Origin of the sequence: Tunturiibacter psychrotolerans (assembly GCF_051013365.1) — a bacterium.
GTDB lineage: Bacteria > Acidobacteriota > Terriglobia > Terriglobales > Acidobacteriaceae > Edaphobacter > Edaphobacter psychrotolerans_A.
This window is the reverse complement of sequence record NZ_CP132941.1, coordinates 5562540-5587685: the sequence shown is the minus strand read 5'-3', so window position 1 is coordinate 5587685 and position 25146 is coordinate 5562540. Positions and strand designations below refer to the sequence as shown.

Annotated in this window: 28 protein-coding genes; 23 read left to right on the top strand and 5 right to left on the bottom strand. The window is 58.7% G+C overall.

The window, feature by feature from the left end; all coding sequences use genetic code 11:
• Nucleotides 1-30: 30 nt before the first annotated feature.
• Nucleotides 31-618 (top strand): histidine phosphatase family protein, encoded by a 588-nt coding sequence (locus tag RBB76_RS23770; RefSeq protein ID WP_429630573.1) that lies wholly within the window; start codon nt 31-33, stop codon nt 616-618.
• 115 nt (nt 619-733) lie between these two features.
• Here RBB76_RS23770 and RBB76_RS23765 read toward each other — a convergent pair whose 3' ends face one another.
• The 5 genes from RBB76_RS23765 to lexA form a co-directional block, all read right to left on the bottom strand.
• Nucleotides 734-1951 (bottom strand): FAD-dependent oxidoreductase, encoded by a 1218-nt coding sequence (locus tag RBB76_RS23765; protein ID WP_429630576.1) that lies wholly within the window; start codon nt 1949-1951, stop codon nt 734-736.
• 34 nt (nt 1952-1985) lie between these two features.
• Entirely contained in the window at nt 1986-2702 is a 717-nt protein-coding gene (locus RBB76_RS23760; RefSeq protein WP_429630579.1) for an HAD family hydrolase, read from the bottom strand.
• Between the two features lie 81 nt (nt 2703-2783).
• Entirely contained in the window at nt 2784-3644 is an 861-nt protein-coding gene (locus tag RBB76_RS23755; protein ID WP_429630581.1) for a DUF4097 family beta strand repeat-containing protein, read from the bottom strand.
• A gap of 119 nt (nt 3645-3763) precedes the next feature.
• Nucleotides 3764-4969, bottom strand: coding sequence for an efflux RND transporter periplasmic adaptor subunit (locus RBB76_RS23750; protein WP_429630583.1), 1206 nt, complete (start codon nt 4967-4969; stop codon nt 3764-3766).
• Between the two features lie 184 nt (nt 4970-5153).
• Complete coding sequence (gene lexA, locus RBB76_RS23745) at nt 5154-5759, bottom strand: transcriptional repressor LexA (RefSeq protein ID WP_183980682.1); 606 nt, start codon at nt 5757-5759, stop codon at nt 5154-5156.
• Nucleotides 5760-5875: 116 nt separating this feature from the next.
• Between lexA and RBB76_RS23740 the strand changes: the two genes are divergently transcribed.
• The 22 genes from RBB76_RS23740 (at nt 5876) to RBB76_RS23635 (ending at nt 25124) form a co-directional block, all read left to right on the top strand.
• Nucleotides 5876-6925 (top strand): alpha/beta fold hydrolase, encoded by a 1050-nt coding sequence (locus RBB76_RS23740; protein WP_429630586.1) that lies wholly within the window; start codon nt 5876-5878, stop codon nt 6923-6925.
• Nucleotides 6926-7087: 162 nt separating this feature from the next.
• Nucleotides 7088-7831, top strand: a complete 744-nt coding sequence (locus tag RBB76_RS23735) for a response regulator transcription factor (RefSeq protein ID WP_429630588.1) — start codon at nt 7088-7090, stop codon at nt 7829-7831.
• Nucleotides 7809-8081, top strand: coding sequence for a hypothetical protein (locus tag RBB76_RS23730; protein ID WP_433963485.1), 273 nt, complete (start codon nt 7809-7811; stop codon nt 8079-8081). The genes RBB76_RS23735 and RBB76_RS23730 overlap by 23 nt, the downstream gene beginning before the upstream one ends.
• Before the next feature lie 5 nt (nt 8082-8086).
• Nucleotides 8087-9469 (top strand): sigma-54 dependent transcriptional regulator, encoded by a 1383-nt coding sequence (locus tag RBB76_RS23725; protein WP_429631148.1) that lies wholly within the window; start codon nt 8087-8089, stop codon nt 9467-9469.
• A gap of 142 nt (nt 9470-9611) precedes the next feature.
• Nucleotides 9612-9980: a flagellar basal body rod protein FlgB gene (gene flgB, locus RBB76_RS23720; RefSeq protein ID WP_429630592.1), complete on the top strand. Its 369-nt coding sequence runs from the start codon at nt 9612-9614 to the stop codon at nt 9978-9980.
• 3 nt (nt 9981-9983) lie between these two features.
• Complete coding sequence (gene flgC, locus RBB76_RS23715; protein WP_429630594.1) at nt 9984-10511, top strand: flagellar basal body rod protein FlgC; 528 nt, start codon at nt 9984-9986, stop codon at nt 10509-10511.
• Nucleotides 10512-10559: 48 nt separating this feature from the next.
• A complete protein-coding gene (gene fliE, locus RBB76_RS23710) occupies nt 10560-10895 on the top strand; it encodes a flagellar hook-basal body complex protein FliE (protein ID WP_429630596.1) in 336 nt (111 codons plus the stop codon).
• Between the two features lie 32 nt (nt 10896-10927).
• Nucleotides 10928-12721: a flagellar basal-body MS-ring/collar protein FliF gene (gene fliF, locus RBB76_RS23705; protein WP_429630598.1), complete on the top strand. Its 1794-nt coding sequence runs from the start codon at nt 10928-10930 to the stop codon at nt 12719-12721.
• Nucleotides 12721-13809, top strand: coding sequence for a flagellar motor switch protein FliG (gene fliG, locus RBB76_RS23700; protein WP_429630600.1), 1089 nt, complete (start codon nt 12721-12723; stop codon nt 13807-13809). Before fliF ends, fliG begins: the two co-directional genes overlap by 1 nt.
• Complete coding sequence (locus RBB76_RS23695) at nt 13793-14530, top strand: FliH/SctL family protein (RefSeq protein WP_429630602.1); 738 nt, start codon at nt 13793-13795, stop codon at nt 14528-14530. Before fliG ends, RBB76_RS23695 begins: the two co-directional genes overlap by 17 nt.
• On the top strand, nt 14527-15867 hold the full coding sequence (locus RBB76_RS23690) for a FliI/YscN family ATPase (protein WP_429630604.1): 1341 nt from the start codon (nt 14527-14529) through the stop codon (nt 15865-15867). Before RBB76_RS23695 ends, RBB76_RS23690 begins: the two co-directional genes overlap by 4 nt.
• Before the next feature lie 4 nt (nt 15868-15871).
• Entirely contained in the window at nt 15872-16354 is a 483-nt protein-coding gene (locus RBB76_RS23685) for a hypothetical protein (protein WP_429630606.1), read from the top strand.
• A gap of 69 nt (nt 16355-16423) precedes the next feature.
• Nucleotides 16424-18277 (top strand): hypothetical protein, encoded by a 1854-nt coding sequence (locus tag RBB76_RS23680; protein ID WP_429630607.1) that lies wholly within the window; start codon nt 16424-16426, stop codon nt 18275-18277.
• A 47-nt stretch (nt 18278-18324) separates the two neighbouring features.
• Nucleotides 18325-18813, top strand: coding sequence for a flagellar hook capping FlgD N-terminal domain-containing protein (locus RBB76_RS23675; RefSeq protein WP_429630609.1), 489 nt, complete (start codon nt 18325-18327; stop codon nt 18811-18813).
• Between the two features lie 86 nt (nt 18814-18899).
• Nucleotides 18900-20339 carry a flagellar hook protein FlgE gene (locus RBB76_RS23670; protein WP_429630611.1) on the top strand — a complete coding sequence of 480 codons (1440 nt, stop codon included), beginning with the start codon at nt 18900-18902 and terminating at the stop codon, nt 20337-20339.
• A gap of 178 nt (nt 20340-20517) precedes the next feature.
• The gene (locus RBB76_RS23665; RefSeq protein WP_429630613.1) at nt 20518-21105 is read left to right on the top strand and encodes a flagellar basal body-associated FliL family protein; all 588 of its coding nucleotides are present in this window, start codon (nt 20518-20520) and stop codon (nt 21103-21105) included.
• A gap of 42 nt (nt 21106-21147) precedes the next feature.
• Complete coding sequence (locus RBB76_RS23660; protein WP_429630615.1) at nt 21148-21489, top strand: FliM/FliN family flagellar motor switch protein; 342 nt, start codon at nt 21148-21150, stop codon at nt 21487-21489.
• 44 nt (nt 21490-21533) lie between these two features.
• The gene (locus RBB76_RS23655; protein ID WP_429630618.1) at nt 21534-21842 is read left to right on the top strand and encodes a flagellar biosynthetic protein FliO; all 309 of its coding nucleotides are present in this window, start codon (nt 21534-21536) and stop codon (nt 21840-21842) included.
• Entirely contained in the window at nt 21833-22744 is a 912-nt protein-coding gene (fliP, locus tag RBB76_RS23650) for a flagellar type III secretion system pore protein FliP (RefSeq protein WP_429630620.1), read from the top strand. The genes RBB76_RS23655 and fliP overlap by 10 nt, the downstream gene beginning before the upstream one ends.
• Before the next feature lie 30 nt (nt 22745-22774).
• Entirely contained in the window at nt 22775-23044 is a 270-nt protein-coding gene (locus RBB76_RS23645; protein ID WP_353062300.1) for a flagellar biosynthetic protein FliQ, read from the top strand.
• Nucleotides 23045-23051: 7 nt separating this feature from the next.
• Nucleotides 23052-23834, top strand: coding sequence for a flagellar biosynthetic protein FliR (locus RBB76_RS23640; RefSeq protein WP_429630622.1), 783 nt, complete (start codon nt 23052-23054; stop codon nt 23832-23834).
• 99 nt (nt 23835-23933) lie between these two features.
• Nucleotides 23934-25124 carry an EscU/YscU/HrcU family type III secretion system export apparatus switch protein gene (locus tag RBB76_RS23635; RefSeq protein WP_429630624.1) on the top strand — a complete coding sequence of 397 codons (1191 nt, stop codon included), beginning with the start codon at nt 23934-23936 and terminating at the stop codon, nt 25122-25124.
• Nucleotides 25125-25146: the final 22 nt, after the last annotated feature.

Below are 25146 nucleotides of genomic sequence, written 5' to 3'. Positions count from 1 at the left end.
TTTTTTGACAACACGGATTAGGAGGCTGGGATGAGTGTGGGAACGGAGTTGTGGCTGGTGCGGCATGGAGAGACGGAGTGGAGTTTGAGTGGGGCGCATACGAGCCGGACAGATATTCCGCTGACCGACCATGGGCGGAAGCGGGCAGAGGAGTTGCGGGATTATTTGAAGGGCACGAAGTTCGATGCGGTGTTTGAAAGCCCGATGCAGAGGGCTCGGGAGACCTGTGCCATTGCGGGGTTTGGGGATCAGGCTGTGGTGGAGAAGGGTCTGATGGAGTGGGATTACGGCGTGTATGAGGGGAAGACGACGAAGGAGATTCAGGCGCAGATTCCGGGATGGTCGGTGTGGAAGAACGAGATTGTTGACGGTGAGACGGTGGAGCATGTGGGGGAGCGCGCGGATGGGGTGATCGCTCGTGCGCTGGCGGCTGCTCCGCAGGGAGGGAAGGTGGCGCTGTTTGCGCATGCACATATTTTGCGGATATTGGCGGCGCGGTGGATTGGGTTGGACGCGACTGGGGGGAGTTTGCTGGCGCTGGGAACGGGGAGCGTGAGCCTGATGGGATGGGAACGGGAGACGCGAGTGATTTCGAGCTGGAATCGCGGGTTTGAGTGAAGCAGGCGAAACAAAAACATGCAACGGCAAGGGCAAATACAGGGATCCTTCGCTCCGCTCAGGATGACGACGAGAAGGAACAATGTCAAATGTAGTAGGAGCGATTCGTGGGGCTCTAGAAGTTTTTGATGTGCTGTGGTTGGAGGCCTACTCCTACGAAGCGGGCGGGTAGATTTTGGAAGCCGGGGATGTGGGTGAGGATGCGCAGGGCGAGCGGTGGTTTGATGGGTCCCTCGTCGCGGAGGACGCGGTCGAGGATGCGGTGGGCGAAGACCTGAACGCGTTGGGTGTTGCGGACGGCGGGTTCGCGATAGTCCTGTACCTGGCGAAGATGGTGTTGGGTGAGGGAGTTTGAGAGCAGAGCTTCGGTGAGGATGTTGGCGGTGGCTACGGCGTCCTGAAGGGCGATGTTGATGCCGATGCCGCCGACGGGAGACATGGCGTGGGCAGCGTCGCCGATGCAGAGCAGGCCTGGTGAGGACCACTCCTGGAGACGGTTGACCTGGATGGTGAGAAGTTTGACCTTGTCCCAGGAGTCGATCTCGGCGGTGCGACCGGCGAGGAAGGGAACGATGCGCTCGATGCTCTGCTGGAAGGCGGGGATGCCGGCTTGCTGGATCTGGGGGAAGGTGCCTTTGGCGATGATGTAGCCGATCTGGAAGTAGTCGTTGCGGTTGATGAGGATGATGAGGCGACCGAAGTTGATGTAGCCGAGGGCGTTCTCGGGGTCAGAGGGTTGGCGCGCGATTTTTAGCCAGAGGACGTCGATGGGAACGCCTTCGTCGTTGAGCGGGAGGTGTCCTGCGTCGCGGGAGATCGCGTGACGACCGTCGCAGCCGATGGTTATGGTGGCGGGGATCTCGACGGGGCCGTCGGGAGTCTTGGCGCGGACTCCTGTGGTGACTCCGTTTTCATTGATGAGGCCGGTGGCCTCCCAGCCCATGCGGAGGGTGAAGGGCGGATAGCGGGCGGCTTCGGAGGCGAGGAAGTCGAGGAAGTCCCACTGCGGCATGAGGGCGATGAACTTGCAGTAGGTGGGGACGTGGGAAAAATTGGCTATGGCGAAGCGTTCGCCGCCTACGATAGCGGAGAGCGCCGCGACCTGGGAGTGCGGGATGGTGAGGAACTTTTCGAGGAGGCCGAGCTCGTGGAGGAGATCGAGCGTGGAGGGGTGGATGGTGTCGCCGCGGAAATCGCGGAAGAAGTCTTTGTGTTTCTCGAGGACTGTAACCTTGACGCCGGCGCGGGCGAGGAGGAAGCCTAGCATGATGCCCGCCGGGCCTCCGCCGATGATGCAGCAGGTTGTGGCGAGCGGGTTGGGGTTGTTGGCCATTTGCTGATGAGGGTAGCAAGCGACCGGGAGGGCGTCAAAAGATTTGCGGCGGATTGGCGGCGATGAGGGAGGGCCAGTCGGTTGGGGAGTTGGCCAGGTGGTCGGGCGGGGCGTCGGCGAGGGAGTGGGGTTTGAGGCCGAAGGCACAGCCGATGCTGCGGGCGCCGCAGTTGCGGGCGGTGAGGACGTCGATGTCGGTGTCGCCGACCATGATGGTTTCGGTGGGGGTAATGGTGCTGCCGGCGAGGGCGGAGGCTTCCTTGATGAGGGCTTCTAAGCCGTGGGGGTCAGGCTTTTTGGTGTGGAAGCTGTTGCCGCCGTAGTTCTGAAAGAAGAAGCGGGAGAGGCCGAAATGAGCGCAGATGTCGCGGGAGGGGTGAACGGGCTTATTGGTGAGGACGGCCATGAGGGTTTCTGGATGTGTGGTGCGGATGGCTTCGAGGGCTTCGAGGACGCCTGGATAGACGTAGGTGTAGTCGAGTTTATGGACGCGGTAGTAGTTGAGGAAAAATGTGAGTGCTTCGGTTACATATTGCTCGTCAGTGGAGTCGCCTTCCGGGTCGCCGATGGCGCGTCGGACGAGCATGGAGGCTCCGTCGCCGATGTAGCCGGAGATGACAGCTTCGGGGAGGGTAGGCTTGCCGAGGTGAGCCAGCGTTGCGTTGACGGAGTTGCAGAGATCGACGCGGGAGTCGATGAGGGTGCCGTCGAGATCGAAGACGATGAGGCGGGGAGGGAAGGCAAGCGACATGGTTTAAGGGTAAACGATGGGCTCACAGACAAAAAAGGCGCTGCGGATGCGTTCGCAGCGCCAGTTACTGTTTGGGGTGGGCTATTTGATCTGGATATCGCCCGAGCCGGTGCCTACGCGGATGGTGGGGCCTCCGCCGCCTACGACCGCGCTGACGTGGTGCCGATTGAGGCTGCCCTGCATGGTCATGGGTTGGGCGACGCTGATGTTGCCGGAGCCGGTGTCGGCGTCGAGAGTGAAGTGGGCATTGCCGACGGAGAGCCGAACGCTTCCACTGCCGGTTGAGACCTTCCAGTCGCTGGTGGGTTGGCCTTCGGCTTCGATGTCGCCGGAGCCAGTGCTGGCCTTGAGGCCTCCGGAGATGCCGTGGAGGCGGATACTGCCGCTGCCGGTTTCGGCTTTGACGTCACCGGGGCCGGTTTGCTGAAGTTCGATGTCTCCGGAGCCGGTACCGAGATTGGTCATGCCCTGGACGCCGTGGACACGGACGCTGCCGGAGCCGCTCTGAGCTTTGACTGAGGCACCGACGTCCTGAATTTCGACGTCGCCGGAGCCTGTGGTGGAGTTGATGGCGGATCCGCGGGGGAGGGTGACCTCGTAGTCGATGCTGATGTTGTGGAAGAGGTCGTTGTTGTGACGTTCCCCGATGGTGATGTCGTTACCATTCTGGACGATCGGCGGGTTGCTGACGATCTGTTGAACGCGGCTGTCGGCGTCGCTGCCACCACTCATCCAGCCATGGCTGGAGTGGACGTGGCCGACGATGTGGATTTGATCTCCGGAGCCGGGATGGAGGCGGATGTAACCAGAGCCGGTGGAGATCGAGACGTTCGGAGAGCTGCCGGCGCTGAGGGTGCGCTCGAAGGTGCTGTCTGCTGCGAAGGCGGAGGCTGCGGCCAGGGAGAGAATTGCGACGGTGGAGGTGAGTAGTTTGATCGTCATGATGGTTCCTTATGTCGACTCTGGGGACTGCGGTTTAGATGTTAGCTCAACAGATATTAGTTGCGATCTTTGTTCGCTCAGACGGCGAATTTGAGTAGTGTCACTGGCCCTGCATGCTATTACTGAAGAATGACGGTGTCCCCGGGATTGAGGCCGGCGAGAATCTCGGTTTTTGTGCCGTTAGAGATGCCGGCTTTGATATCGACCTTTCTACGGCCGGTCTTTTGTTTGGGGTCGGGGATTTCGACGGAGGCATTGCGATCTTTGTCGTAGAGGACGGCCTGCTCTGGAACGGTGAGGACGTTTTTGTGTTCTTCGAGGAGGATCTCCGCGTTCGCGGTCATGTTGGCTTTGAGTTCGCCGCCCGGGTTGTCGATGGAGACGCGAACTTCGAAGGTGGTGACGTTATCTTTTTCAACGCCGAGTGGAGCGATCTTGGTGACCTTGCCCAGGAAGGTCTTGTCCTTGAAAGACTCTACTTTGATGCGGGCCGCTTGTCCGAGGTAAACCTTGCCGATGTCGGACTCGTCGACCTTGCCCTGCACGTAGACCTGATTTATGTCGCCGATGGTCATGACGAGGGTAGCGGTGGAGCCGAGGACGAGGATGGAGCTGACGGCGTCACCGATCTCGACGTCGCGGGAGAGGATGACGCCATCCATGGGCGAGGTGATGGTGGTGTAGCCGAGCTGCTCTTCGAGCTGCTTTAGGGAGGCCTTGTTCTGGGCTACCTGGGCCTCGGCCTGGCGTAGCTTCGAGGTATCCACGGTGATTTGGGCTACTGCTTTGTCGCGTGTGTTCACGTCGGCGAGGTACTTTTGCTGGGCGTCATCAAGCGCCTGCTGGGAGACGACTCCCTCCTTGGACATCTGGAGGTTCCGCTCGTAGGTGTGCTTGTACATGGGGAGATCGGGGGCTTCGGCGTTGACCTTGTCGTATTCGATGGAGGCTGCTGCGGCGCGGGCGTTGGACTCCGCTGCTGCGAGCTGGGCCTTCTGGGCAGCTACCTGATCGAGGATCTCCTGCTGGTCGAGTTGGGCGAGTACCTGGCCTTGCTTAACTTGGGCGTTGATGTCGGTGTCGAGACGAGTGACGATGCCGGAGGCTTTGGATTTGACTTCGACCTTGGTGATGGGCTGGACCTTGCCGGTGGCAACTACTGAGCGGGCGATATCTCCTCGCTCTGCTTTGGCAAGTTGGGAGGGCTCGAACTTTGTCGTGTTGCCGCGGGCGGCTGCGACGACGCCAAGAACGACAATAACGACAAGGGCGGTGAGGCCCGCCCAGAGCCAGGTCTTCCGTTTATTTTTACGCTGCGTGGCCAATGGTTGCTCCCGGTGTTGCTGGTGAGATGACTCTTCGAAGTGTGGTTACGCAGGAAGGCGCTGCGCGGTTCCGTTAGCTTGGAAAAAGTTTACGGTAAAGACGTGGCGATGTTGCTGAATCGACGTTTAGACGCGGAGACGTGGGAGGGAGAGAGCAGTGGGGCAGGGGAGGCGTATATGAATTTTATGCGTATTTGCGGAGGACACCCAGGACCTTGCCCTGAATGCTAACGTTCGCGGCAGGGGCGTAGATGGGAGACATTTCGGTGTTCGAGGGTTGAAGGCGAATCATGCTGCCTTCGCGGTAGAAGCGCTTGAGGGTTGCGTCGGAGCCATCGATGAGAGCGACGATGATCTCGCCTTCGCGTGCGGTGCGGGTGCGTTCGACCAGAACGTAGTCGCCGGAGACGATGTGCTCGTCGCGCATGGAGTCGCCTCGTACTTCGAGGGCGAAGACTTCGCGGTTGCCAATAATGTCAGAGAGAGAGATGCTCTCTGCGCTTTCGATGGCCTCGACAGGCTTGCCGGCGGCGATGCGACCGAGCAAGGGGAGACGGTCGGAGCCTTTTTTACCGCTGCGAACGGGGAGTACGTCAATAGAGCGGCTGCGGTTGTGCGCGCGCTGGAGCAGGCCTTTGTTTTGGAGATTGGTGATGTGTTTGTGCACGGTGGCGAGAGAGCTCAGTCCCAGACCGCTGGCGATTTCCTCGTAGGAGGGAGAGTAGCCGTTCTTCTGGGTGAAGCTGGAGAGGAAGTCGATAACCTCTTTTTGCCGCCGTGTTATAGCCATGCGGAGATTGTAGCGAATAAAAAGCGAATTGCAAGGAGCTTCTGAAAGATTTATTTGAGGGAGGTATTCAAGAGGGCTACAGGAGTTGGCTCGTAGGCGAGGGATATGCTGATTTCATGAAAATCATGGGGAACTGGCTTCGGATTTTTGGGTTGGGTGTGATCTGGGTGTTGGCGGTTTCGGTTGGGCGGGCGGAAGAGGGTGCGCAGAAGATTGCCGAGTTGGGAGAGTGCCCGTTGGCGAGCGGGGAGGTGGTGCTGGATTGCAGGGTTGGGTATCGGACCTTTGGTGTGATGAACGCTGATGGAACGAATGTTGTTGTTGTGCCTTCGTGGCTGAATGGGCGAAGTGACGAGCTGATTCCGTTTTTTGGCGAGAAGGAGACCGGGCATCGGTTGGTGGATACGTCTCGGCTTTTTGGCGTGGCGTTCGATGCGTTTGGGGATGGAGTGTCTTCGTCGCCTTCGAACAGCAAGCGGCAGCACGGGCCGGAATTTCCGGCATTCACCATGGAGGATATGGTGCGGGCGCAGTATCGCGTGCTGACGGAGGTGCTCCATGTCCGACATGTGCACGCGGCAGTGGGGCTGTCGATGGGCGGAGAGCAGGTGTTCGCGTGGGCCGTTTTGTATCCGAAGTTTTTGGATATGGCAGTGCCGATTGTGGGGACGCCGCAGGTGACGAGTTTCGATCTGTTGTCGAAGCAGGTTTTGGTCGAGGCGATTGAGTCGGATCCTGGATATATGGGTGGTCGGTATGTGACGGAGCCGGAGTTAAAGCTTGCCAATGCGATCGGGACGCTGATTGTGAGTGCGCCACAGTATCGAAATGCGGAGGTGCCGAGGGAACGGTTTGCGGAGTGGATGAAGTTGGTAGAGTCGCCACAACGACAGGACGCGAACGACAGAATGTGGCAAGCGAAGGCGATTATGCATCACGATGTGCTGCATGGAAGAACGTTGGAAGAGGTTGCGCGGGGAGTGCCGGTGAAGTTTCTGGTAATCGTGGCTGCGGAGGATCGGATGGTGACTCCGCAGCCTGCGCTGGAGTGGGCGAAGGCTGTTGGGGCAGAGACTTATATTTCGGCTGGAAGCTGCGCGCACTTGATCATGCAGTGCGATGCTGAAGCGGTGTCGTCGCGTGTGGAGCGGTTTTTGGCGCGATGACGCAGGGATTCCCGTTTTGAAATTCGCACGCAAAAGTTTGCGAAAGATCTCTTGTCAGGATCAAGTGAATGCACCAAGGTAATAAGACACCACGCCGTTGAGTAACGTGACTTCGGTTGGCGCGGATGACCTGAACATCTTGACTGTGCTTTGGGAGACGAAATGCGAGTTTTGATCGTGGAAGATGATGTAGCACTGGGATTGTTTCTTCAGAAGGGTTTGAAGCTGGAGGGGCACCAGGTGGATTGGGTGACTGATGGCGAGGCTGGACTGCGATATGCGGAAGAACATCGTCCGGACCTGATTGTGCTGGATCTGAGTCTTCCGCGGAAAGATGGAACCGAAGTGCTGGCTGAGATGAGCGGGCGTTTCGATGAGACCTCTGTATTGGTGTTGACAGGCCGTAGCCAGGTGGAGGAGCGGGTGAAGTGCCTGAACCTTGGCGCGGATGATTGCCTGCTGAAGCCTTTCAGCTTTCATGAACTGACGGCGCGGTGCCGCGCGCTGATGCGGCGACGGGAGCAGTTTGCCGATCCGGTGCTGCGGCATGGCGACGTGGAGTTGAACCGGATGGAGCGCAAGGTGATGCGCAACGGACAGCTGGTGGATCTGACGGTGAAAGAGTTTAGCCTGCTGGAGTTTTTGCTGAAGCGGGGTGGGCAGTGCTGCAGCCGGAGTGAGTTGCTGCGGGATGTGTGGCAGATGTCTCCCGATGCCGGGACAAATGTGGTGGATGTGTACATCAACTATCTGCGGCGAAAGCTGGCGGCGGCGAGTGCGGATGGCGACCTGGGGAACTCCGTGATCGAGACGGTGCGGGGAGAGGGTTACCGCATGAGCGCTGTGCGTAAACCGGTGGGACGAGTTGGGATGCTTCCCGCAAGTGCGGCGTTTGCCGGTGCGTGAGCTTGCGCAACAAAGTGGTCGCGCTGAGTTTGTGGAGCGCCTGGACATGGCCCTGCATGGTCTCTGCCAGCCTTTGACGGTGCTGCAGTGCAGACTGGCGATGGGCGAGCTGATTGGGGAACCAGATGCCATGCTGGAAGCGATTCGAGAGGCTTTGAAAGAGTGCGTGCGATTGAACCAAACCGTTGGAACGATGCGGACGATGTTGCAACAGGTGAAGGCGGATACGAATAACGAGAGGATAGGGTGACGAAGATGGGCATGGGACGGGAGTCAGTGCTAAACATGGAGACGGGCGAGGTGGCTGCCGCACGAACGGTGGTATTGGCGAGTGCGGATGCGGCACTGAGGCAGCGGCTGCGTACCTCTTTGACGGGACTGCGGTGGCAGGTGCGAGAGGCCAGTGGGGGAGCCGAGGCGATGGCACAGCTTGAGGACGCGCGGTCGGAGGCTTTGCTGGTGGATAGCTGGCTGCCAGACCTGGAGGTCGGTGAGTTTGCGAGTGTGATTCGGATGATGTACCCGGCGATGGAGCTACTTCGGGTGGATGGCGGCGTGGATGGCGGGGCGCGGAGCCCGCGACGTAATGAGTTGCTGCATGCGTTGCGCGAGGCCCAGAACGCTCCGCTGAACGATACGGCGGCCTGGGCGGCAGCTCCGGCTTCGGTGCCAGAGCCTTCTCCAGCAGCGGCCGGTGCGGGAACGAGGGCGCCGGTTCGGATGCCGTCTCCAGCGAGAAAAGATGTTGACCAGGATGGGGAGCGGGAGAGAGAAGAACAGATACGGCTGGAGTCGACGCGGCAGGCGCTGGCGGTCCTGTTGGGCCGCGAAGAAGCGGGACGGCCTGCGGCAAAGCACGAGGCGATGTTGCCAGAGATGATTGGCGCGAGTGAGCCGATGCGCGAACTGACACGGTTAATTCGGCTGGTCGCTCCGCGGTCGACGACTGTGTTGATCGAAGGGGAGACGGGAACCGGAAAAGAAGTTGTGGCGCGGGCGCTGCATCGCTTGAGTGAGCGAGCGGGCAAACCGTTCGCAGTGTTGAACTGCGCAGCGATTCCTGAGGCTTTGCTTGAGGCTGAGTTGTTTGGACATACACGTGGAGCTTTTACCGGGGCGGTGCAGTCGCGAACGGGAAGGATCGAAGCGGCGCATGGGGGAACTCTGTTTCTGGATGAGATCGGCGAGATGCCGTTGGCCTTGCAGGCGAAGATGCTGCGGTTTTTGGAGTGTGGCGAGTTGCAGCGGGTGGGGGATAACGAGACGATGCGCGTCGATGTAAGAGTGATCGCGGCGACGCATCAGCCGTTGGAGAAACTTGCTACCAGCGTCGGTGCGGAGAGGACCTTCCGACTCGATCTTTATCATCGGCTGGCTGTTTTTCCAATTGAGGTGCCTGCACTACGGGAACGGATGGACGATCTCGGGTTGCTTGCGGAGCACATCCTCGAGCAGATGGGCCAGGAGATGCCGAGAAAGCGGTTGACCCTTGATGCGGAGGCGAAGTTGTATGAACACTCATGGCCAGGCAACGTGCGAGAGCTAATGCATGTGCTGGAGCGTGGTGCGATTCTGGCTGGGGACAAAATGGAGATCGGAGAGGACGAGATTCGTTTCGGGCGAGCTACGCGAGGGTAGATCGCATTTTCGATACGATACCCGCGATTTCGAACCGCTTGTTTTAGCAAATCCAAAATTGAAGTTGATAAGAGCGCTCTCATTTGAGAGCGCTTTTGTTTGGTCGTACGACTGCATATGTCATGGCGTGGAGGTGCAGGACATGCAGACGACGACAGCGATGAGTGATGCGTTAGGACGATATCTGGATTTGACCAGTCAGCAGATGCAAACGACTGCGAGAAACATGGCGAATGTTGATACGCCTGGCTTCAAGACGCAGGGGTTCGACTTCGAAGCGGTGTTCGCTCAGCAGTTGAATGATAGCGCCGGCGCGGCGGGCCTTGAAGGCGTGCAAGCCCCGATGGAGGACGTCGATGGATTGGTGTCGCGGCCGGATGGCAACAACGTTTCGATGGACCGCGAGGGTTTGCAACTGGCGAAGGCACAAATGCAGTTCAAGCTGGGAACGCAGCTCTTGAAGGGTGAGTTCTCAACCGTGATGAGTGCAATTCATATGGATTCGAAATAGGCCATGAATATCTTTGGAGTGATGGATATAAGCGGTTCGGCGTTGAAGGCCGAGCGAGTGCGCGCCGAGGTTGTGGCTTCGAATATGGCCAACGCTGAGACGACGCGAACGACGGAAGGTGGGCCGTATCAACGCCACCATGTAGTGTTCCAAGCTCAAGATGGTGGGACGTTTCAGGATTCGATGGTGAACCAGTTGAGTGGCGGCTCGAGCATTAGTTCGGGGACAGGTTTCAAAAATATCTATAGCGGCGGGGTTATCGGTGGCTTGAGCGGTGATGTGACTGCCGCCGATCTTACGCCGGGCGGGGTTGAAGTAACTGGTGTGATCGCAGATGCAAGTAAGCCGCTGCAACGGTATGACCCATCGCACCCAGATGCGGGGCCGGATGGATTTGTGGCGTATCCGGATATCAATCCGCTGACGGAGATGGTGGATCTGATGGGGGCGACGCGGTCGTACGGGATGAACGCCTCGGCGATCACGGCGGAGAAGGGCATGTTCAACTCTTCGCTTGACCTTCTGAAGTAAGGCGATAGGCGCGGGGCGCGAAGACAAAAGAAACGTAAAGGAGGAATTGTGGTCGGATTGCCTGTTGGTCCTGGAGTGATGAGCGGAGTAGGGATGGGGGGCCTCGATGATGGCTTCCTGAGTGATGCGGGTGTCGCGGCGTCGAATGCGGGTGGTGCGGGCAGTGTGCCGTTTGCGGGAGTGTTGCAGTCGATGGTGAAGGAGACCAATTCCTTGAGTCAGAAGGCCTCTGACGCGGTGACCGGATTGTTAAACGGCTCAGGTGTCGAGGTCCACGACGCATTAATCGCGGGCCAGAAAGCGAATATGGCGTTTGAACTGGCGCTACAGGTGCGGAACAAGGCAGTAGGCGCTTATCAGCAGATGATGGGCATGCAGTTCTAAGAACTTAGGGTTCAGAGAGACGCTGGGGCGAGATGGCAGAGACAGAACAGGTTGGCGGGGCGGGGATTCAAAGAGCGGGACTGGCCGGCGCTGGTGTCGTTGGTGGGACTCCACTCGAGAAGGCGCAGGCGATGGTCTCGGCGATGCGCGAGCGGTTGATGGCGATGCCGGCGGCGAAAAGAACGTGGCTGATTGCAGCTGCGGTTTTTCTGGCTGCGGTGTGTGCCGCAATGGTTTGGTTTGCAGGCCGGCCGGATTGGCGTGTGCTCTTCAACGGGCTCGATGCAAAGGATGTGCAGCAGGTTTCGCAGGAGCTTGCGGCGGCGGGAATTCCTTACGAGACGACGGCGGATGGCGCCGGAGTGCAGGTGCCGGCAGATATGTTGGATAAGGCTCGGATGGAAGTGGCGGCGAAGGGGATGCCGCAGACCGGGCGCCTTGGTTTTGAGTTATTCGATAAACCGAACTGGGTGGGCAGTGAGTTTGATGAGCGTGTGAACTATCAGCGCGCTCTTGAGGGCGAGCTTGAGCACACGATTGGAACTTTGGGCGTGGTCAAGTCGGCTCGTGTGCATCTGGTGCTGCCGCAGCCCTCGTTGTTCACCGCAGAAGAGAGGGTGGCGAAAGCTTCGGTCGTATTGAAGCTGAAGCGGGATGCACTCGATCCGGAGCAAGCGGACGCGATCCGAAGTTTGGTGGCGGGGTCGGTGGAGAATCTCAGCACGGATCAGGTGACGCTGGTGGATGCTGATGGGCGAGTGAACTTCAAGCCGCGTTCGAGCAACGCGGCTGAGGCTGACGCTGAGCAGGCGATGGAAGCAAAGTTGGTCGCGATGCTCGAGCCGCTGGCGGGGCGCGACAACGTGCGCGCCACCGTGAACGTGAGCTACGACGAGGGCAGCGAAGAACGGACCGACGAGGTCTATGACCCAACCGAAGTGGCGACATTGAGTATGCAGAAGAGCGAACAGATATCGACCGGACGGGGAGGGCCTTCGGGCGTTCCGGGGACGGCTAGCAATTCGCCTGGTGCGTCGGCTGAGGGGGCAGTGGCGGGATCGCAGGCGGCGGCTGCACCAGGAACTCCTCCCTTGCTGCAGAAACAGGCTCAGGCTTTGCCGGTGTATCCGCAACAGAATGGAGCGCAAGGGCAGAGCATTCATCAGGAAAATGGCACCTACGGAGTTACAAAACATCTAGTGCATACGGAGCAGGGGCCGGGCCGGGTGCGGCGTGTGTCGGCTGCGGTGGTGGTGAACGATCGAAGTATGACCGAGGGTGCGGGCAAGCTGGAACATGTAGTGTGGAAGCCGCGTAGCGCGGAGGAGATGCATCGGCTGGAGGAGCTTGCGCAGGCTGCAGTTGGCTATGATGCGAGGCGCGGTGACCAGGTGGTGATGCAAAACGTGAGCTTCAGCACGAATGCTCCTGAGGTAAAGCCACCGGCCATGGACAGGCTGATGGAAGAGGTGCGCGGGCTGTTGCATACGCAACCGGGACTCGTCCGAACGGCGGTGATTGGTCTCTGCGGTGTGCTGCTGGTGCTGTTTGTGTTGCGGCCGGTTGCAAGCCAGATGAGTGCGACGTTACGCGAGCCAATGATGTTGCCGGCGGCGAGTGGCGAAGTGGGAGTGATCGGCGCGGGGGGAGAACAGTTGTTGCCGTTGCCCGAGGAATCGGCTGAAGAGATGCCGCGGTCGAGAAATAAGACCTATCAGTTGCAGCAGGGAATCTTCGAGCAGGTGTCGGAGCACATTCGTCGTGAGCCGGCGCAGAGCACGCGGTTGATCGAGGCATGGATTGGAACGTCTGAGGAGAGGTCGTAATGGGGACAGCGATGCAGTTTTCAGGTGCGGAGACGATGCGGCAGAATCCGCTGCTGTTGACACCAGAATCGGGGTTTGTGCCGGCTGACATTCCAGGGCTGCGCAAGGCCGCGATCCTGATGGTCGCGATTGGAGATGAACTGGCGAAGACGCTCTTTCAGAGTCTCTCGGAGAACGATGTACGTCGGGTGACCGAGGAGATCACGCGGCTGGGAGATGTTCCGGCAGCGCAGTTGACCCAGGTTCTGACCGAGTTTTACGGATTGCTGGAGACACAGCAGTACATGGTTCGCGGCGGACCGGAGTATGCGCTGAAGCTTTTGACGGAGGCATTCGGCGCTTCGCGGGCGGAAGAGTTGCTGCTGCAGGTAAAGAAGATTCGCGAACGTACGAATGGCGACATGGCGATGTTGCAGAATATGGACGCGCAACATCTGAGCAAGTTTCTCGAGAATGAACACTCGCAGACTGTCGCGCTGGTCCTGGCACATCTCGATGCGAAGCGAGGTTCGACGGTGCTGATGAATCTGCAGGGTGCGATGCGGGTGGATGTAGTGCGGCGCCTCGCGGAGATGCGGCAGTTCTCGCCGGAGATGGCGCAGACAGTTGCGATGGCGCTGCACAAGCGAATGGAGAAGATGGGTTCGAGCGGGAGGAAGTCGTACTCGGGCTTCAAGGCAGTCGCCGAACTGCTGAATCGACTGGATCAGGGCGAGAGTCGCGGGATCCTGGAGGAGATCGAACAGAGCGAACCGAAGGTGGCTATCGGGATACGCGAGCTGATGTTTGTGTTCGAAGACCTATGCACGGTGCCTGCCGAGAGTATTCGCGAGTTTGTCAGCGAAGTCGACAAGAAGACGTTGGCGATTGCGCTGAAGGGCGGCAAGGACAACGTGAAGGCTCACTTGTTCAAGGCAATGAGCTCACGTGCGGTCGAGATGCTGAAGGAGGACATGGAGGTAATGGGACCGGTCCGGATGAGAGACGTCAATGCGGCTCAGCAGGAGTTGCTTGCTCTGGCGAGGCAGCTTGAGAGCGAGGGACGGATGATCTTGAAGATGGAGGTGGAAGATGATCTCGCCGTTTGAGAGCGCAGGTGCAGATGCCAACGGCAGGGCCGCGGTGCGATTGCACGAGAGGCTCATGAAGTCGGGTACGAAGAACATATCGCGGCTTGAGTTTTATCCGTTGGATCGACCGACGCCCATCACTGATAGCGAAGGCGAGAACGAGATCGACGGCGCAGAGGTTTTTCCGCAAGAGAAAGAGCCAGTAGAGGGGCCGCTCCAGTCGCAGAGTGAACAGATGTTGGAGCGAATCGAGATAACGCGGACTGAGGCGATGGCCGAGGCTCGTCTTCTATGGCAGGCGGAGCTTGAAGAGGCGATCGCGGAGGAGCGGTCTCGGCTTCAAAGAGTTGAAGAAGAGTTTCGCGAACAGCGCACGAAATACTTTGCCGCTGTAGAGAGTGAGATTGTTCGGTTGGCACTAGCCATCGCGACCCGAGTGCTTCATCGTGAGGCTGAACTCGATCCGCTGTTGTTGACTGGCGTGGTAAAAGTGGCGCTAGAGAAGGTTGCAAAGGATAGTAGCGTACTGCTGCGAGTGCCAGCTAGCGAGGTTGAGAGGTGGCGGGAGGCATTTGCCGCGAATCAAGAATCCGCTCTGAAGCTGGTGGGAGATGAGCGGCTGGGAGTCAGCGAATGTGTGCTTGAAACAAACGTTGGCCGAGTGGAACTGGGTGTGAGCGCGCAGTTGGAGGAGATTGAACGAGGCTTCTTTGATCTGCTGCAGCAGAGGCCCGCATGAGAGGTGACACTCAGAGCGCCGTGGATACGGGTTCGAATCGTCTGGGCGTTTACATGACCCAGCTGGCGAATCGGCCAGCCTGGCGGTGGAGCGGGCGTGTGGTGGAGGCGAATGGGCAGACGGTCGAAGCCGAGGGCCCTTTATGTTCAGTGGGAGAGTGTTGCGAGATCGTCGATAGCGAGGGTCAAAGACATCGGGCGGAGGTTATCGGATTTCGCGGCAGGCATGTGCTGGCAATGCCTTTGAAGGAGACCCAGGGAATTCGCTATGGAGATGCGGTGCTCGCCATGGGTGTGACGCCGCAGATCGCGGTAGGGACGGAGATGGAAGGGCGAATCGTAGATGCTTTGGGGACGCCGCTTGACGGGCTGCCGACGCCGCGGGCGGCAGCGATGTGGCCGCTTGATGGGACTATACCGCACCCAATGGAGCGTGAGCCGATCCGAGAGCCCTTGCAGACTGGGCTTCGTGTGTTGGACGGAATGCTGACGGTTGGACGCGGGCAGCGAGTGGGGATCTTTGGTGGTTCGGGTGTGGGTAAGAGCACGTTGATCGGGATGATGACCCGGAATACAGCCGCAGATCTTACGGTGGTTGGGTTGGTGGGTGAGCGTGGGCGCGAGGTGCGCGAGTTTGTCGAGGATTCGCTGGGGGAAGAGGGGCGCAAACGATCGGTGGTGTTGGTTTCAACTTCGGATCAGAGTCCGCTGCTGCGGATGCGAGCGGCAATGGCGGCGACCTCGGTGGCGGAGTTTTATGCGGCACGGGGGAAACATGTTTTGCTGGTGCTCGATTCGTTGACGCGATACGCGATGGCGGCGCGAGAGTTGGGGCTTGCGGCGGGTGAGCCCCCAGCCAGCAAGGGGTATACGCCCTCGGTGTTTGCAAAGCTGGCGAAGCTGGTGGAGCGCGCGGGAAACTTTCGCAATGGAAGCATCACGGCTTTTTATACGGTACTGATGGAAGGCGATGATCAGCAGGATCCAGTAGTGGATGCGGTGCGATCGCTGCTGGATGGGCATGTGGTGTTGTCTCGGGCGATGGCCGCGAGCGGATGGTATCCACCGGTGAATGTCCTGGATTCGCTGAGCCGGTTGATGCCTGCGGTCACGGCGCCCGAGCATCGGGCGCAAGCCTCCACAGTGCGGAGACTGCTGGCGGCTTATGCGCGGTCAGAGGATTTGATTCGCATTGGAGCTTACAAAGCGGGGACCGATGAAGATCTTGACCGGGCGATGCAGGCGATGCCTATGTTGCGTCAGTTTCTTGAACAGAGAAGCGATGAGCGCGTGACGATGCAGGAGAGTGTGGCACGGCTAAACGGGATGGAGATTTAAAAGAATGTCGACACGGCTGGAGACCTTGCAACGATTGATGAATTTGTATGCTGCTGTGGAGCAGATGCATTCGACCGAACTGCAGAGGATAACAATCGCGGTTCATGAGGCACAGCGGGCGATTGAGATGGAGCAGAGTGTCGCACAGGCGGCGCGTGCAGATGGTCGCGAAGCGCTTTCGGCCGGAGATCGCGCTGGTTGGATGATTTCAGAAACCCAGCAGGAGACCGCAGGGTGGCGAACACAGAGATTGGAGAAGATTCGCCTGGAGCGCCAAGAGCTGAGCGATGCAGCCAGAGAGCAGTATGTCGCAAGCCGCTTGAAAAAAGAACAGATGAAACGAGTCTTCGAGGAGATGGAGAGGCGAGCGGCGGTGGAAGAGGGCCGAAGGGCGCAATCAACCTCCGATGATCTCTTCCTGTCGCGAAGGCGATGGACCGACGCGACAGAGATGGTGGAGGAGAAGCAGCAGATGAAGGCTTCCTAATAGTTTCGGGATGGGTTTGGTCAGTGGATTGCAATTGCATCGGCTGCACGAGATGGGCGAGGGACAGAGATGATGAGCACAGCGATTCTGATGTCGATGGGTGCGGAAGAGAATACGAAGCGCCCGGTTGCTCAGGAGTTAGATCGGTCAGAGGGAACCTCGTTCGCGCAGGCTCTTGATGCTCGCGTGGGTATCTCTTCGGAGACGGTGGGCAAGGGCCCTGCTGCAGGAGCGCCGCCTGAGTTTTGGAGTGCAAAAGCGGAGGCGACGGCCAAGAATCTGGTTGGCGTGCCTGAGGCGACGGCTGGTACAAATGCGTGGAATCTGGAGGCTTCAGTAGGAGGCTCTGCGGCGTTAGTGGAGAAGGTATCTGTCGCTGGAACACCGCACGAGGAGAGTACTCCCAGGCCGGAGTTGGTCACGAAGAATCTGATTGGCGTGCCTGAGTTGACGGCTGAGGGGAAGGCAAAAACGCTTACGGACCAGGTGGCCCCAAATGGAGGTGCAAGCAAAGAGATCGCAGCCGGCAAGAGTCGCCACTCGCAGACTGACGCTGTCGTCGAGCCGCAGGTTCGTGGGGAGACGGAAGATTCAGGAACGCAAGTTGCTGAACTGTCCGGGGACACGGAAGAGATCCCAGGGGAGACGCTCACGGGGCTGACCGTTGCTGCGGCCTTGAGCACACAGCTTGGAGAGGTAAATCCGGCGGAGGGGCAGAGGGACGAGAATCAGATTCTGATACCCGGTATCGAGACGCCTGTGACAGCGAAGGGAATTGCGACGACAGGCCCAGCACCGGAGAATGTCACCGCAAAAAAGACAATCAAAACGCAAGGAACTGACGCATCTGCGACGGTTGCTTCGAAGGATGGCACGACTGTCGTCCATGCGATGACAGGTGAGGCTAAGCCGGCACACGGCGTTGTCATACAGACTCTCGCTCCAGTGTCTGGTCAGATAGAGGCGCCTGTCGCGCTGATCGTCGCCCCGACTTTTTCACATAACGCTGTGAGTTCTGGCGTTGCAGATGGAGCGGCGCTCGTGAGTGCGACCGCGAGCAACACAACGGCGACTGCCGCAACTGCAGATGGCTCGAGTCACAAAAACTTTGTGCAGAGCATGAAGACTCCCGCGTCGAATAGTGAGACGGCACCCGTGGCTTCAGCGGATCCGACCGGAACCGCGAAGATTGACGTGAGAGCAGAGAGGGCATCGGCAGTAGCGGGGAGTCAAGCCGGCGATGGCGATGGTAAGGGACGAACTGCAGGCGAGTCTCCGGTGATCTTGATTCATTCGGTGGCTTCAGGGAGCGAACTTACGAGTGCGCCCGTGCCGCCTGGTGTGACAGGGTTAGTGAAGCTGCCAAATGGAGGGTCTGACGCTCAGACTTCGGGATTGAGTACTGGACTCAGAGAGCAGGATGGTTCAGGTGCGGCAGCGCGGTCTATGGAACCCATGCCACGAACTTTGTCGGCGACTCCAACGGCGCTTGAGGTGGGGATTCCTGATGGCACACACGGATGGCTGAAGGTTCGGGCCGAGATGACAGATGGGGGTGTCGTAAATGCTTCGGTGTCGGCGGCGTCATCGGCGAGCCAGGAGATGCTGCATCGGGAGCTGCCCTCGCTGACGGCCTATCTCCAAATGGAGAAGGTTGCGGTGAATTCGGTTGTTGTTCATCCGACGGCGGGCACAGGAACTGATTCGCTAGGCTACTCAGCCGGAACAGGAGGCGGAGCAAGTGGCCAAACGCCACAGGGAAATAACGAAGGAGGAGGGCAACGACAGAGTTCTGTGAATGCGGCCACGGAGGCCACAGAGGATGTCTCGAGCTATCAGGAGTTGCGGGGAGTTGGAGAGGATGGGACGCTACCGCTGACTGTCTATGAAGGCGGCGGAAGCTGGTTGAGCGTTAGGGCATAACGTGCAGATCAAATTTCAACAACTACATGAGATGAGGAGATAGAAGGATGGATTGGTCACAACTGAATTCGTTTGTAACATCGGGAGCGTCGTCGGCAGGAACGGTGGCTTCGGCCCTGGCTCCGAAGCAGGCGGCGGTTCATGCGACGCCGAAGGCGTCGTCGACCAACGGAACATCTAACAGCGGGTCAGCCAGCAGCAGTGCAGCGAGCGATCCATCGGATATTACGTCGGATGATTTTCTGACGTTGCTGGTGAGTGAGCTCCAGAACCAGGATCCTACGCAGCCGACGGACCCAAATCAATACATTACGCAGCTGGCACAGGTAAACAGCCTTGAACAGTTGATTTCGATTAATCAGGGGATTACGACTCTTGATGGCGCAGTGTCAGCTCCCAGCTCGGGCTCTGGTTCCGGCTCTAGTTCAGGGGCGAGCTCGGATGCAGTGTCTGCAGCTACGAGCGCCAACGCTGCGTCGGGTTTGCAGTCGATTCCGGGACAGAATGCGATATGGGGCGGCTCGACGGCGAGCTAAGACGCGATGGACAGCCCGTAGCGCCCGTTTAACGGGGTTCAGCGCGGTCAAACCGAACTACAACCAGAAAGAACAGGGAGAAAAAGATGGGAAATTTTTCGATTGCACTGTCAGGGCTTGAGGCTGACACGACGGCGTTGAACACGATTGGAAACAATCTGGCAAACCTAAACACAACGGCTTATAAGGGACAGACGACTTCGTTCGAAGATCTCTTTCATCAACAGCTTGGAGAGTCCGGCGCGGGCGATCCGATTCAGGTTGGGTCAGGAACCAAGGTTGGCTCGACTACGACGGACTTCAGCGAAGGAACACTTTTGCCGGATGCCAATGGGAACACGAGCGATATGGCTCTGGATGGAAATGGCTTTTTCATCGTGGAGCAAAACGGCCAGCAGTCTCTGACCAGGGCCGGTAACTTTACGGTTGCTAACAACGGCAGTCTGACGACCCAGGACGGTCAGTTTGTACTGGGTTATCCGGCTACAAATGGGGTAGTGAACACGAACACTAATCCCGCGCCGATCACGCTGCCAGTGGGCGCGACCGAAGGAGCTCAGGCAACACAGAATATTTCGGTGACCGCGAACCTGAACTCGGGGGCGACAGTTGGCACAACGTTTACGACGCCGATAAAGATCTATGACTCGCTCGGTCAGAGCCATCAGGCGACGATTACTTATAGCAAGACCGCCACGAACACGTGGAGTTACTCTGTGGCGCTTCCCGCCGGCGATGCAACCGGATCGGCGAATGCCACTGGCACTCTAAGCTTCGATACGTCGGGGAATCTGATTCCGCCGCAAACATCACCGACCTGGCCGACATCGAGTGCGGTGACCGTTGGAACTACTGTCGTTGACTCGAACGGCAATGTGGAGAAGGTGACCTCCATCTCGGGTACCGGCACTACTGGAGCTGCAGCCCCGGCTTGGGGCACTGCGCAGGGAGCAACTACCACCGATAACACTGGAGCCAATCAAGTTGTCTGGACGAACCTGGGGCCGGCGAGCACAGTCCCAGGGCCTATTACGTTTACGGGATTGGCAGATGGAGCCAGCAATCTCAGCTTCAACTGGAACCTGGATGGCGGCGGTACAACCCCGCTTATCAGCCAGTTGGCCTCTGCGAACAGCAACGGCGCGACTCCGCAGGATGGGTTTACAAGTGGTAACTACACGGGATTCACCGTGGATCCAAGCGGCGTGATTGAGGCTCAGTTCAGCAACGGCAATTCAGAGACGATCGGCCAGGTTGCAGTGGCGAACGTTGCCAACGTGCAGGGATTGGTCTCCGTGGGAGGCAATAACTTCCAGACGACCGAGGCCTCGGGGCAGTTCGTTGCCGGAGTGGCGGGAACCGGTGGGCGCGGAACGGTGGACGATAGTACGCTCGAGCAGTCCAACGTCAATATCTCAACAGAGTTTTCTAATCTGATTGTTGCGCAGAGGGCGTTCGAGGCCAATTCGAAGACGGTGACGACCTTCGATACGATCTCGCAGGATGTGATTGCGATGGTTCGGTAACATCTCCTGAAGCTGGTTGAGGCGGCTTAGCGGGTGCGGGACTGGAAGATCGGTCCTACCGGCTGGCCGCCTCGGCTGCTCTTTCCTCTTTGAGATCGAGCCTTACAACGCAACCTGAAAATTCGCTAATGTTCGCGGACTCTGAACTGGCCACCCGCTTGCAATCTCTTCAGGCATCATGGCTACTTCACCTACAGTTCTTGCTGGCGCCTCTTCTACGGTTCCTCCGGATTTCCCTCCTGCTGCAGCGGCAGCTCCGGTGGCGGCTAAGTTTCCACTCATTCCTTTGTTGATTGCTGTGGTGTTGGGAGTTGTTGTCGCCACGTTGGGTGTTGGCGGCGTTGTGTACTACCTGGTGCGGACTGGTCGGCTGCCTGGACGAGAAGGGGCAGCTCACAGGGCGGAAGCTGCAGCCCCGGCTGCGACCCATGCCATGGTGCTGGATCCATTACTGGTGAACCTCGCGGATGCAGGTGGGAACTCGTACCTCCGCATCGCGATGACTTTGCGTGTGGCAGATCCCGCGGAAGGGAAAGACGCGAGGCCCAAGGAAGAAAAGCCCAAAGATGGCAAGGAGAACAGTGATGCCGTCGCCTCGGTGCGCGACACGATGTTGACGGTGCTTGGGCAACAGACTGCGGACCGTCTACTGGCCGTTGATGGCAAAGAAAAGCTGAAGACAGAGTTGAAGACTGCGTTGGCCGAACATAATGCTGATCTGAAGGTGATGGATGTGTTTTTCACTGACTTTCTGGTTCAGCGCTAACACGAGATTTGACTCGCAGAAGAGACGAACGGACAGGGAGAGATGATGACGGGGACAGAGCTTGCGGTGGCCGGTATGGGAAGTGTTGGGACGAAGAGTCTGGATCTGGTGAAGACCTCGCCCGGTGCTCCGTGGATGACGCGGATTGAAGAACATCCATCTTGGGAGACACTGTCGCAGCTGCGGATCACGATGCGGGTAGGAGTTCCGTTGACTGGGTTCAGGGTGCGCGACGTGCTGACGTTGAAGGTAGGCCAGGTGTTTGAAAGCGGCTCACCTGAAACCGAAGATGTGCCGCTGATGGTCGGTCAGGTGCAGTTGGGTTGGAGTGAGTTTGAGGTGGTGGATCAGCGGTTGGGACTTCGGTTGACGCGTCTGGGGTAGGGGTGCAGGGAAAGTCGACAAAGTGTGTTGAGCGAGGAGCTGAGATGCGGTTTATGCAGGGTGTGAGACCACGAAATGTGAACGAAGCCGCGGCGTCCGAGGTACAGGGACTTGCGGGATGGGTGTTAGGTCTGGCGCAGAGTTGGCGTGAGCCTCGTGTCTCTCAGAAGAAACAGCTCCAGTTGGTGGAGACACTGCCGCTTGGCGGGAAACGGCAACTCATGCTGGTGACGTGCGCGGGGGAGAGTTTTCTGGTTGGGGGCAGCTTCGAGAGCGTGGAGACAATTGTTCGGCTGAGAGCTGAGTCTTCGACGAGCCTCACGGCGGATAGGGTGGATGCCCCATGCCGGTGAGAACTGCACTTCACCGGCTAGTGCTGGCGCTGACAGTGTTGGCGATGGCTTTGCCCGTGGCTTATGCACGGGCGGAGAGCAGGATGATGGCTGCAGCGGTGATGGCGCCGGAGTCATTCTGGGTTAGGAAGCCCGCAGGAAGCTCTATTGGGGTTCACGGTCAGGCTACGTCAAAGAGCAGCAAGTCCGGTGTTAAGGCGCATGGGGCTGTGGCGGACGAGAACACTTCGACTGCGGGGGCGAAGAAAAACAATTCGATCGCATCCGAGCTGGCGGGGAGCAAGAGCGTTCCATGGTCGATCGTCGTTGGGCTGACGCTGTTGACTCTGCTGCCGGCGTTGTTGCTGTCGATGACCCCGATGGTGCGACTCCTGGTGGTCTTTCATTTTTTGCGGCAGGCACTGGGGACGCAGACTGCTCCGTCCAACCAGATTTTGATGGGGCTTGCGTTGATGATGACGTGGTTCCTGATGCAGCCAGTTCTGCTGGAGGTCGAGCATACCGCGGTCGCTCCGTACAGCGCGGGGACGATAACGGGTGAGCAGGCACTGGACCTCGGAGTGGCACCTGTAAAGAGATACATGCTGCGCTATGCGCGGGAGAAGGACCTTGCTGTGTTTGCGTCGGCGGGCATGGCTGTGCGGCCGAACAAGAGAGAGGACCTGCCGATTCAGGTCGTAGTTCCGGCATACATCCTGAGCGAGTTGAAGGCAGGGTTTCAGATTGGCGCGATCTTGTTTCTGCCGTTTCTGCTGGTGGATTTGGTTGTAGCAAGTATTACGACCTCGATTGGCATGATGCAGCTGCCGCCGGTCGTAATTTCGACACCGTTGAAGATTCTGCTCTTCGTGATGATCGACGGGTGGAGCTTGTTGGCAGATCAGCTGATCAAGAGTTTCTAGAGCGGCGAGTTAGTGGCGATGGGAGCAGGGATGGGACCGGATCAGACGGTAGAGATTATGCGGCGAGTGTTGATTGAGGCGATGCTTTTGAGCGCACCTTTGCTGGTGGCGGCGGCCCTGGTGAGTCTTGCGGTGAGTTTACTGCAGACCCTTACCAGTGTGCAGGAGCAGACGCTGACGGCAGTTCCGAGGTTGGTGGTGGTCTTTGTCATCACTGTAGCGGTGCTGCCATGGATGGTGCATCGGCTGGTTGGCTTCACGGTGCGTTTGTTCACTGACTTTCACAAGTACCTGGGATAGAGGCGCAATGAATGGCGAAGTGAGTGGATTGCTGACAAACTGGCCTCAATACCTGACGGCAGCGGTGCTGGTGATGGTGCGGCTGAGCGGATTGATGGTGTTCGCTCCGGTCTTCTCTTCTTCGGCGATTGCCCCGCGGATTAAAGCCGGGTTTGTGTTTGCGATGACGATTCTGTTGGCGCCTGCGGTTGCGACGGTGCCTGGGGCGCGAGCGGTGCTTGACGGGAGGGCGTTGCTGGGCGAGTTGAGCGTTGGTCTACTGTTTGGACTTTCGCTGATGTTGTTGAATGAGGCGCTGACTTTTGCTGGGACTCTATTGGGGTTGCAGTTCAGCTTTTCGCTGGTGAACCTGCTGGACCCGAATTCAATGATCGAGACGGCGGTGTTGGGGCAGATGCTGAGCTGGCTGGGTGTGCTGGTGATCATCGGCTCGGGATTGGATCGTAGCTTGTTGGCTGCGGTGGTGAGGAGCTTTTCTGCTGTGCCAGTAGGGCAGGCGGTGATGCAGGCGAAGACTGGCGTGGCGCTGGCCATGATGGCGGGCGGGATCTTTCTGGCGGGAGTGCAGTTGGCTGCTCCTGTGATGGCGGCTGCATTGGCGGTGGAGGTGACGGTTGCGCTGGTGGCACGGTTGTCGCCTCAGTTGCCTTCGCTTGTGATTAGTGTCCCGGCTAAGACGATGGTGTCGTACGTGGTGTTGATAGCGAGTTTGGCTGTGTGGCCTGGATGGATTGAGCGGCACTTCACGACGTTGTTGGATGCTGCGGCAAAGCTGTTGGTGCGGGCATGAGACTGGCGATGGGGAGTGAAGCCGAACAGTCGGCGGCGTCTGAGATTTTGTGGGGAAACGTAATCGTGCTGGTGGGCTGTTGCTGCTTGAGAGGGCCACGTGGCAGATAAAGGCACAGAGCAGGCAACTCCACTACGAAAGAAGAAGGCGAAGGAGAAGGGCGATAGCGTTCATAGCCGCGAGTTGTTGTCGGCGATGGCAATGCTCGGCGGCATCATGATGCTTGGTGCGATGTCGAATGGGTTTGTGGCTGACTGGGGCAAGGTGTACCAGGAGAGTCTCCGGTCGGCTACGACAAATGTGAGCGGCTTGAATGGACAGAGCGGAGAACAGCTTTTCAATGTGGCTGTCCGCCGGATTCTCGTTCCCGCGCTTATGCCTGTGGGATTGGTCATGGCGGCCAGCTTTGCCGGGGCCTTGGTGTCGGGAGTGGCGCAAAGCGGTGGGGTGCAGATTTATCCGAGTGCAGTGGAGCTTAAGTTTTCAAAGCTGAATCCAGTCACAAACTTGGGAAACCTGTTCAGCTTGCGATCGGCGACGCGACTGGTGAAGTCGCTGGTCCCGGCGGCGGTCATGGTCGTGTTGGGATGGGGCGCTCTTAAGGCGTTGATGATTCCGATGCCGGTGATGAGTCTGCTGCGACTGCCTGCGACGTTTTCTGCGGCGTACGGGCTGGCGCTCGATGCGGCGTGGGTGACGCTGGTGTGGTCTGCGCTCGACTATGCGATCGAGTGGAGGAGCTGGAATCAACGGCTGAAGATGAGCAAGCAGGAGCTGCGCGAAGAGATGCGCGATGCGATGGGCAATCCGCAGATCAAGGCGAAGATCCGTCAGGCTCAGCGTGCGATGCGCAAGCGCAAGGTGAAGGCGGATATGTCGCGGGCGAGCGTGGTGATTACAAATCCCACACATTATGCGGTCGCGCTGGAGTTCAGCTTCGAGACGATGTCGGCGCCAACGGTGCTGGCCAAGGGGCGCGATCTGCTGGCCGCGGAGATTCGTGAAGAGGCGCGATGGGCTGGGGTTCCGATTATTGAGAATCCACCGCTGGCGCGGAGCTTGTACAAGATGGTCGAGCCGGGGCAATCGATTCCATTTGATCTGTACGCAGCGGTAGCGGGAATTCTGGCATTCCTCTATCGGCAGAAGGTAGAGGAGCGTGTGCGAAGGGATCGTCAGGCGAAAGAGAGAGAGCAGAAAGCGCAGTTGGCAAGCCGATTGTTCGATGGAAGAGGCAATGTTGGAGCGACGGGAATGGTTGGAATGCGTGGTTTTGGAGGTGGGATGTGAGTCAAACAGCGATAAAGAAGAG

Coding starts and splice junctions, on each gene's coding strand:
- RBB76_RS23645 (WP_353062300.1), top strand. CDS start 22,775: ATGGGACCGGATCAGACGGTAGAGATTATGCGGCGAGTGTTGATTGAG.
- flgC (WP_429630594.1), top strand. CDS start 9,984: ATGAATATCTTTGGAGTGATGGATATAAGCGGTTCGGCGTTGAAGGCC.
- RBB76_RS23640 (WP_429630622.1), top strand. CDS start 23,052: ATGAATGGCGAAGTGAGTGGATTGCTGACAAACTGGCCTCAATACCTG.
- RBB76_RS23725 (WP_429631148.1), top strand. CDS start 8,087: ATGGGCATGGGACGGGAGTCAGTGCTAAACATGGAGACGGGCGAGGTG.
- RBB76_RS23660 (WP_429630615.1), top strand. CDS start 21,148: ATGATGACGGGGACAGAGCTTGCGGTGGCCGGTATGGGAAGTGTTGGG.
- RBB76_RS23665 (WP_429630613.1), top strand. CDS start 20,518: ATGGCTACTTCACCTACAGTTCTTGCTGGCGCCTCTTCTACGGTTCCT.
- RBB76_RS23770 (WP_429630573.1), top strand. CDS start 31: ATGAGTGTGGGAACGGAGTTGTGGCTGGTGCGGCATGGAGAGACGGAG.
- RBB76_RS23670 (WP_429630611.1), top strand. CDS start 18,900: ATGGGAAATTTTTCGATTGCACTGTCAGGGCTTGAGGCTGACACGACG.
- flgB (WP_429630592.1), top strand. CDS start 9,612: ATGCAGACGACGACAGCGATGAGTGATGCGTTAGGACGATATCTGGAT.
- RBB76_RS23685 (WP_429630606.1), top strand. CDS start 15,872: ATGTCGACACGGCTGGAGACCTTGCAACGATTGATGAATTTGTATGCT.
- RBB76_RS23765 (WP_429630576.1), bottom strand. CDS start 1,951: ATGGCCAACAACCCCAACCCGCTCGCCACAACCTGCTGCATCATCGGC.
- fliP (WP_429630620.1), top strand. CDS start 21,833: ATGCCGGTGAGAACTGCACTTCACCGGCTAGTGCTGGCGCTGACAGTG.
- RBB76_RS23695 (WP_429630602.1), top strand. CDS start 13,793: ATGATCTCGCCGTTTGAGAGCGCAGGTGCAGATGCCAACGGCAGGGCC.
- RBB76_RS23675 (WP_429630609.1), top strand. CDS start 18,325: ATGGATTGGTCACAACTGAATTCGTTTGTAACATCGGGAGCGTCGTCG.
- RBB76_RS23690 (WP_429630604.1), top strand. CDS start 14,527: ATGAGAGGTGACACTCAGAGCGCCGTGGATACGGGTTCGAATCGTCTG.
- RBB76_RS23755 (WP_429630581.1), bottom strand. CDS start 3,644: ATGACGATCAAACTACTCACCTCCACCGTCGCAATTCTCTCCCTGGCC.
- RBB76_RS23655 (WP_429630618.1), top strand. CDS start 21,534: ATGCGGTTTATGCAGGGTGTGAGACCACGAAATGTGAACGAAGCCGCG.
- fliG (WP_429630600.1), top strand. CDS start 12,721: ATGGGGACAGCGATGCAGTTTTCAGGTGCGGAGACGATGCGGCAGAAT.
- RBB76_RS23680 (WP_429630607.1), top strand. CDS start 16,424: ATGATGAGCACAGCGATTCTGATGTCGATGGGTGCGGAAGAGAATACG.
- RBB76_RS23760 (WP_429630579.1), bottom strand. CDS start 2,702: ATGTCGCTTGCCTTCCCTCCCCGCCTCATCGTCTTCGATCTCGACGGC.
- fliF (WP_429630598.1), top strand. CDS start 10,928: ATGGCAGAGACAGAACAGGTTGGCGGGGCGGGGATTCAAAGAGCGGGA.
- RBB76_RS23735 (WP_429630588.1), top strand. CDS start 7,088: ATGCGAGTTTTGATCGTGGAAGATGATGTAGCACTGGGATTGTTTCTT.
- lexA (WP_183980682.1), bottom strand. CDS start 5,759: ATGGCTATAACACGGCGGCAAAAAGAGGTTATCGACTTCCTCTCCAGC.
- RBB76_RS23740 (WP_429630586.1), top strand. CDS start 5,876: ATGAAAATCATGGGGAACTGGCTTCGGATTTTTGGGTTGGGTGTGATC.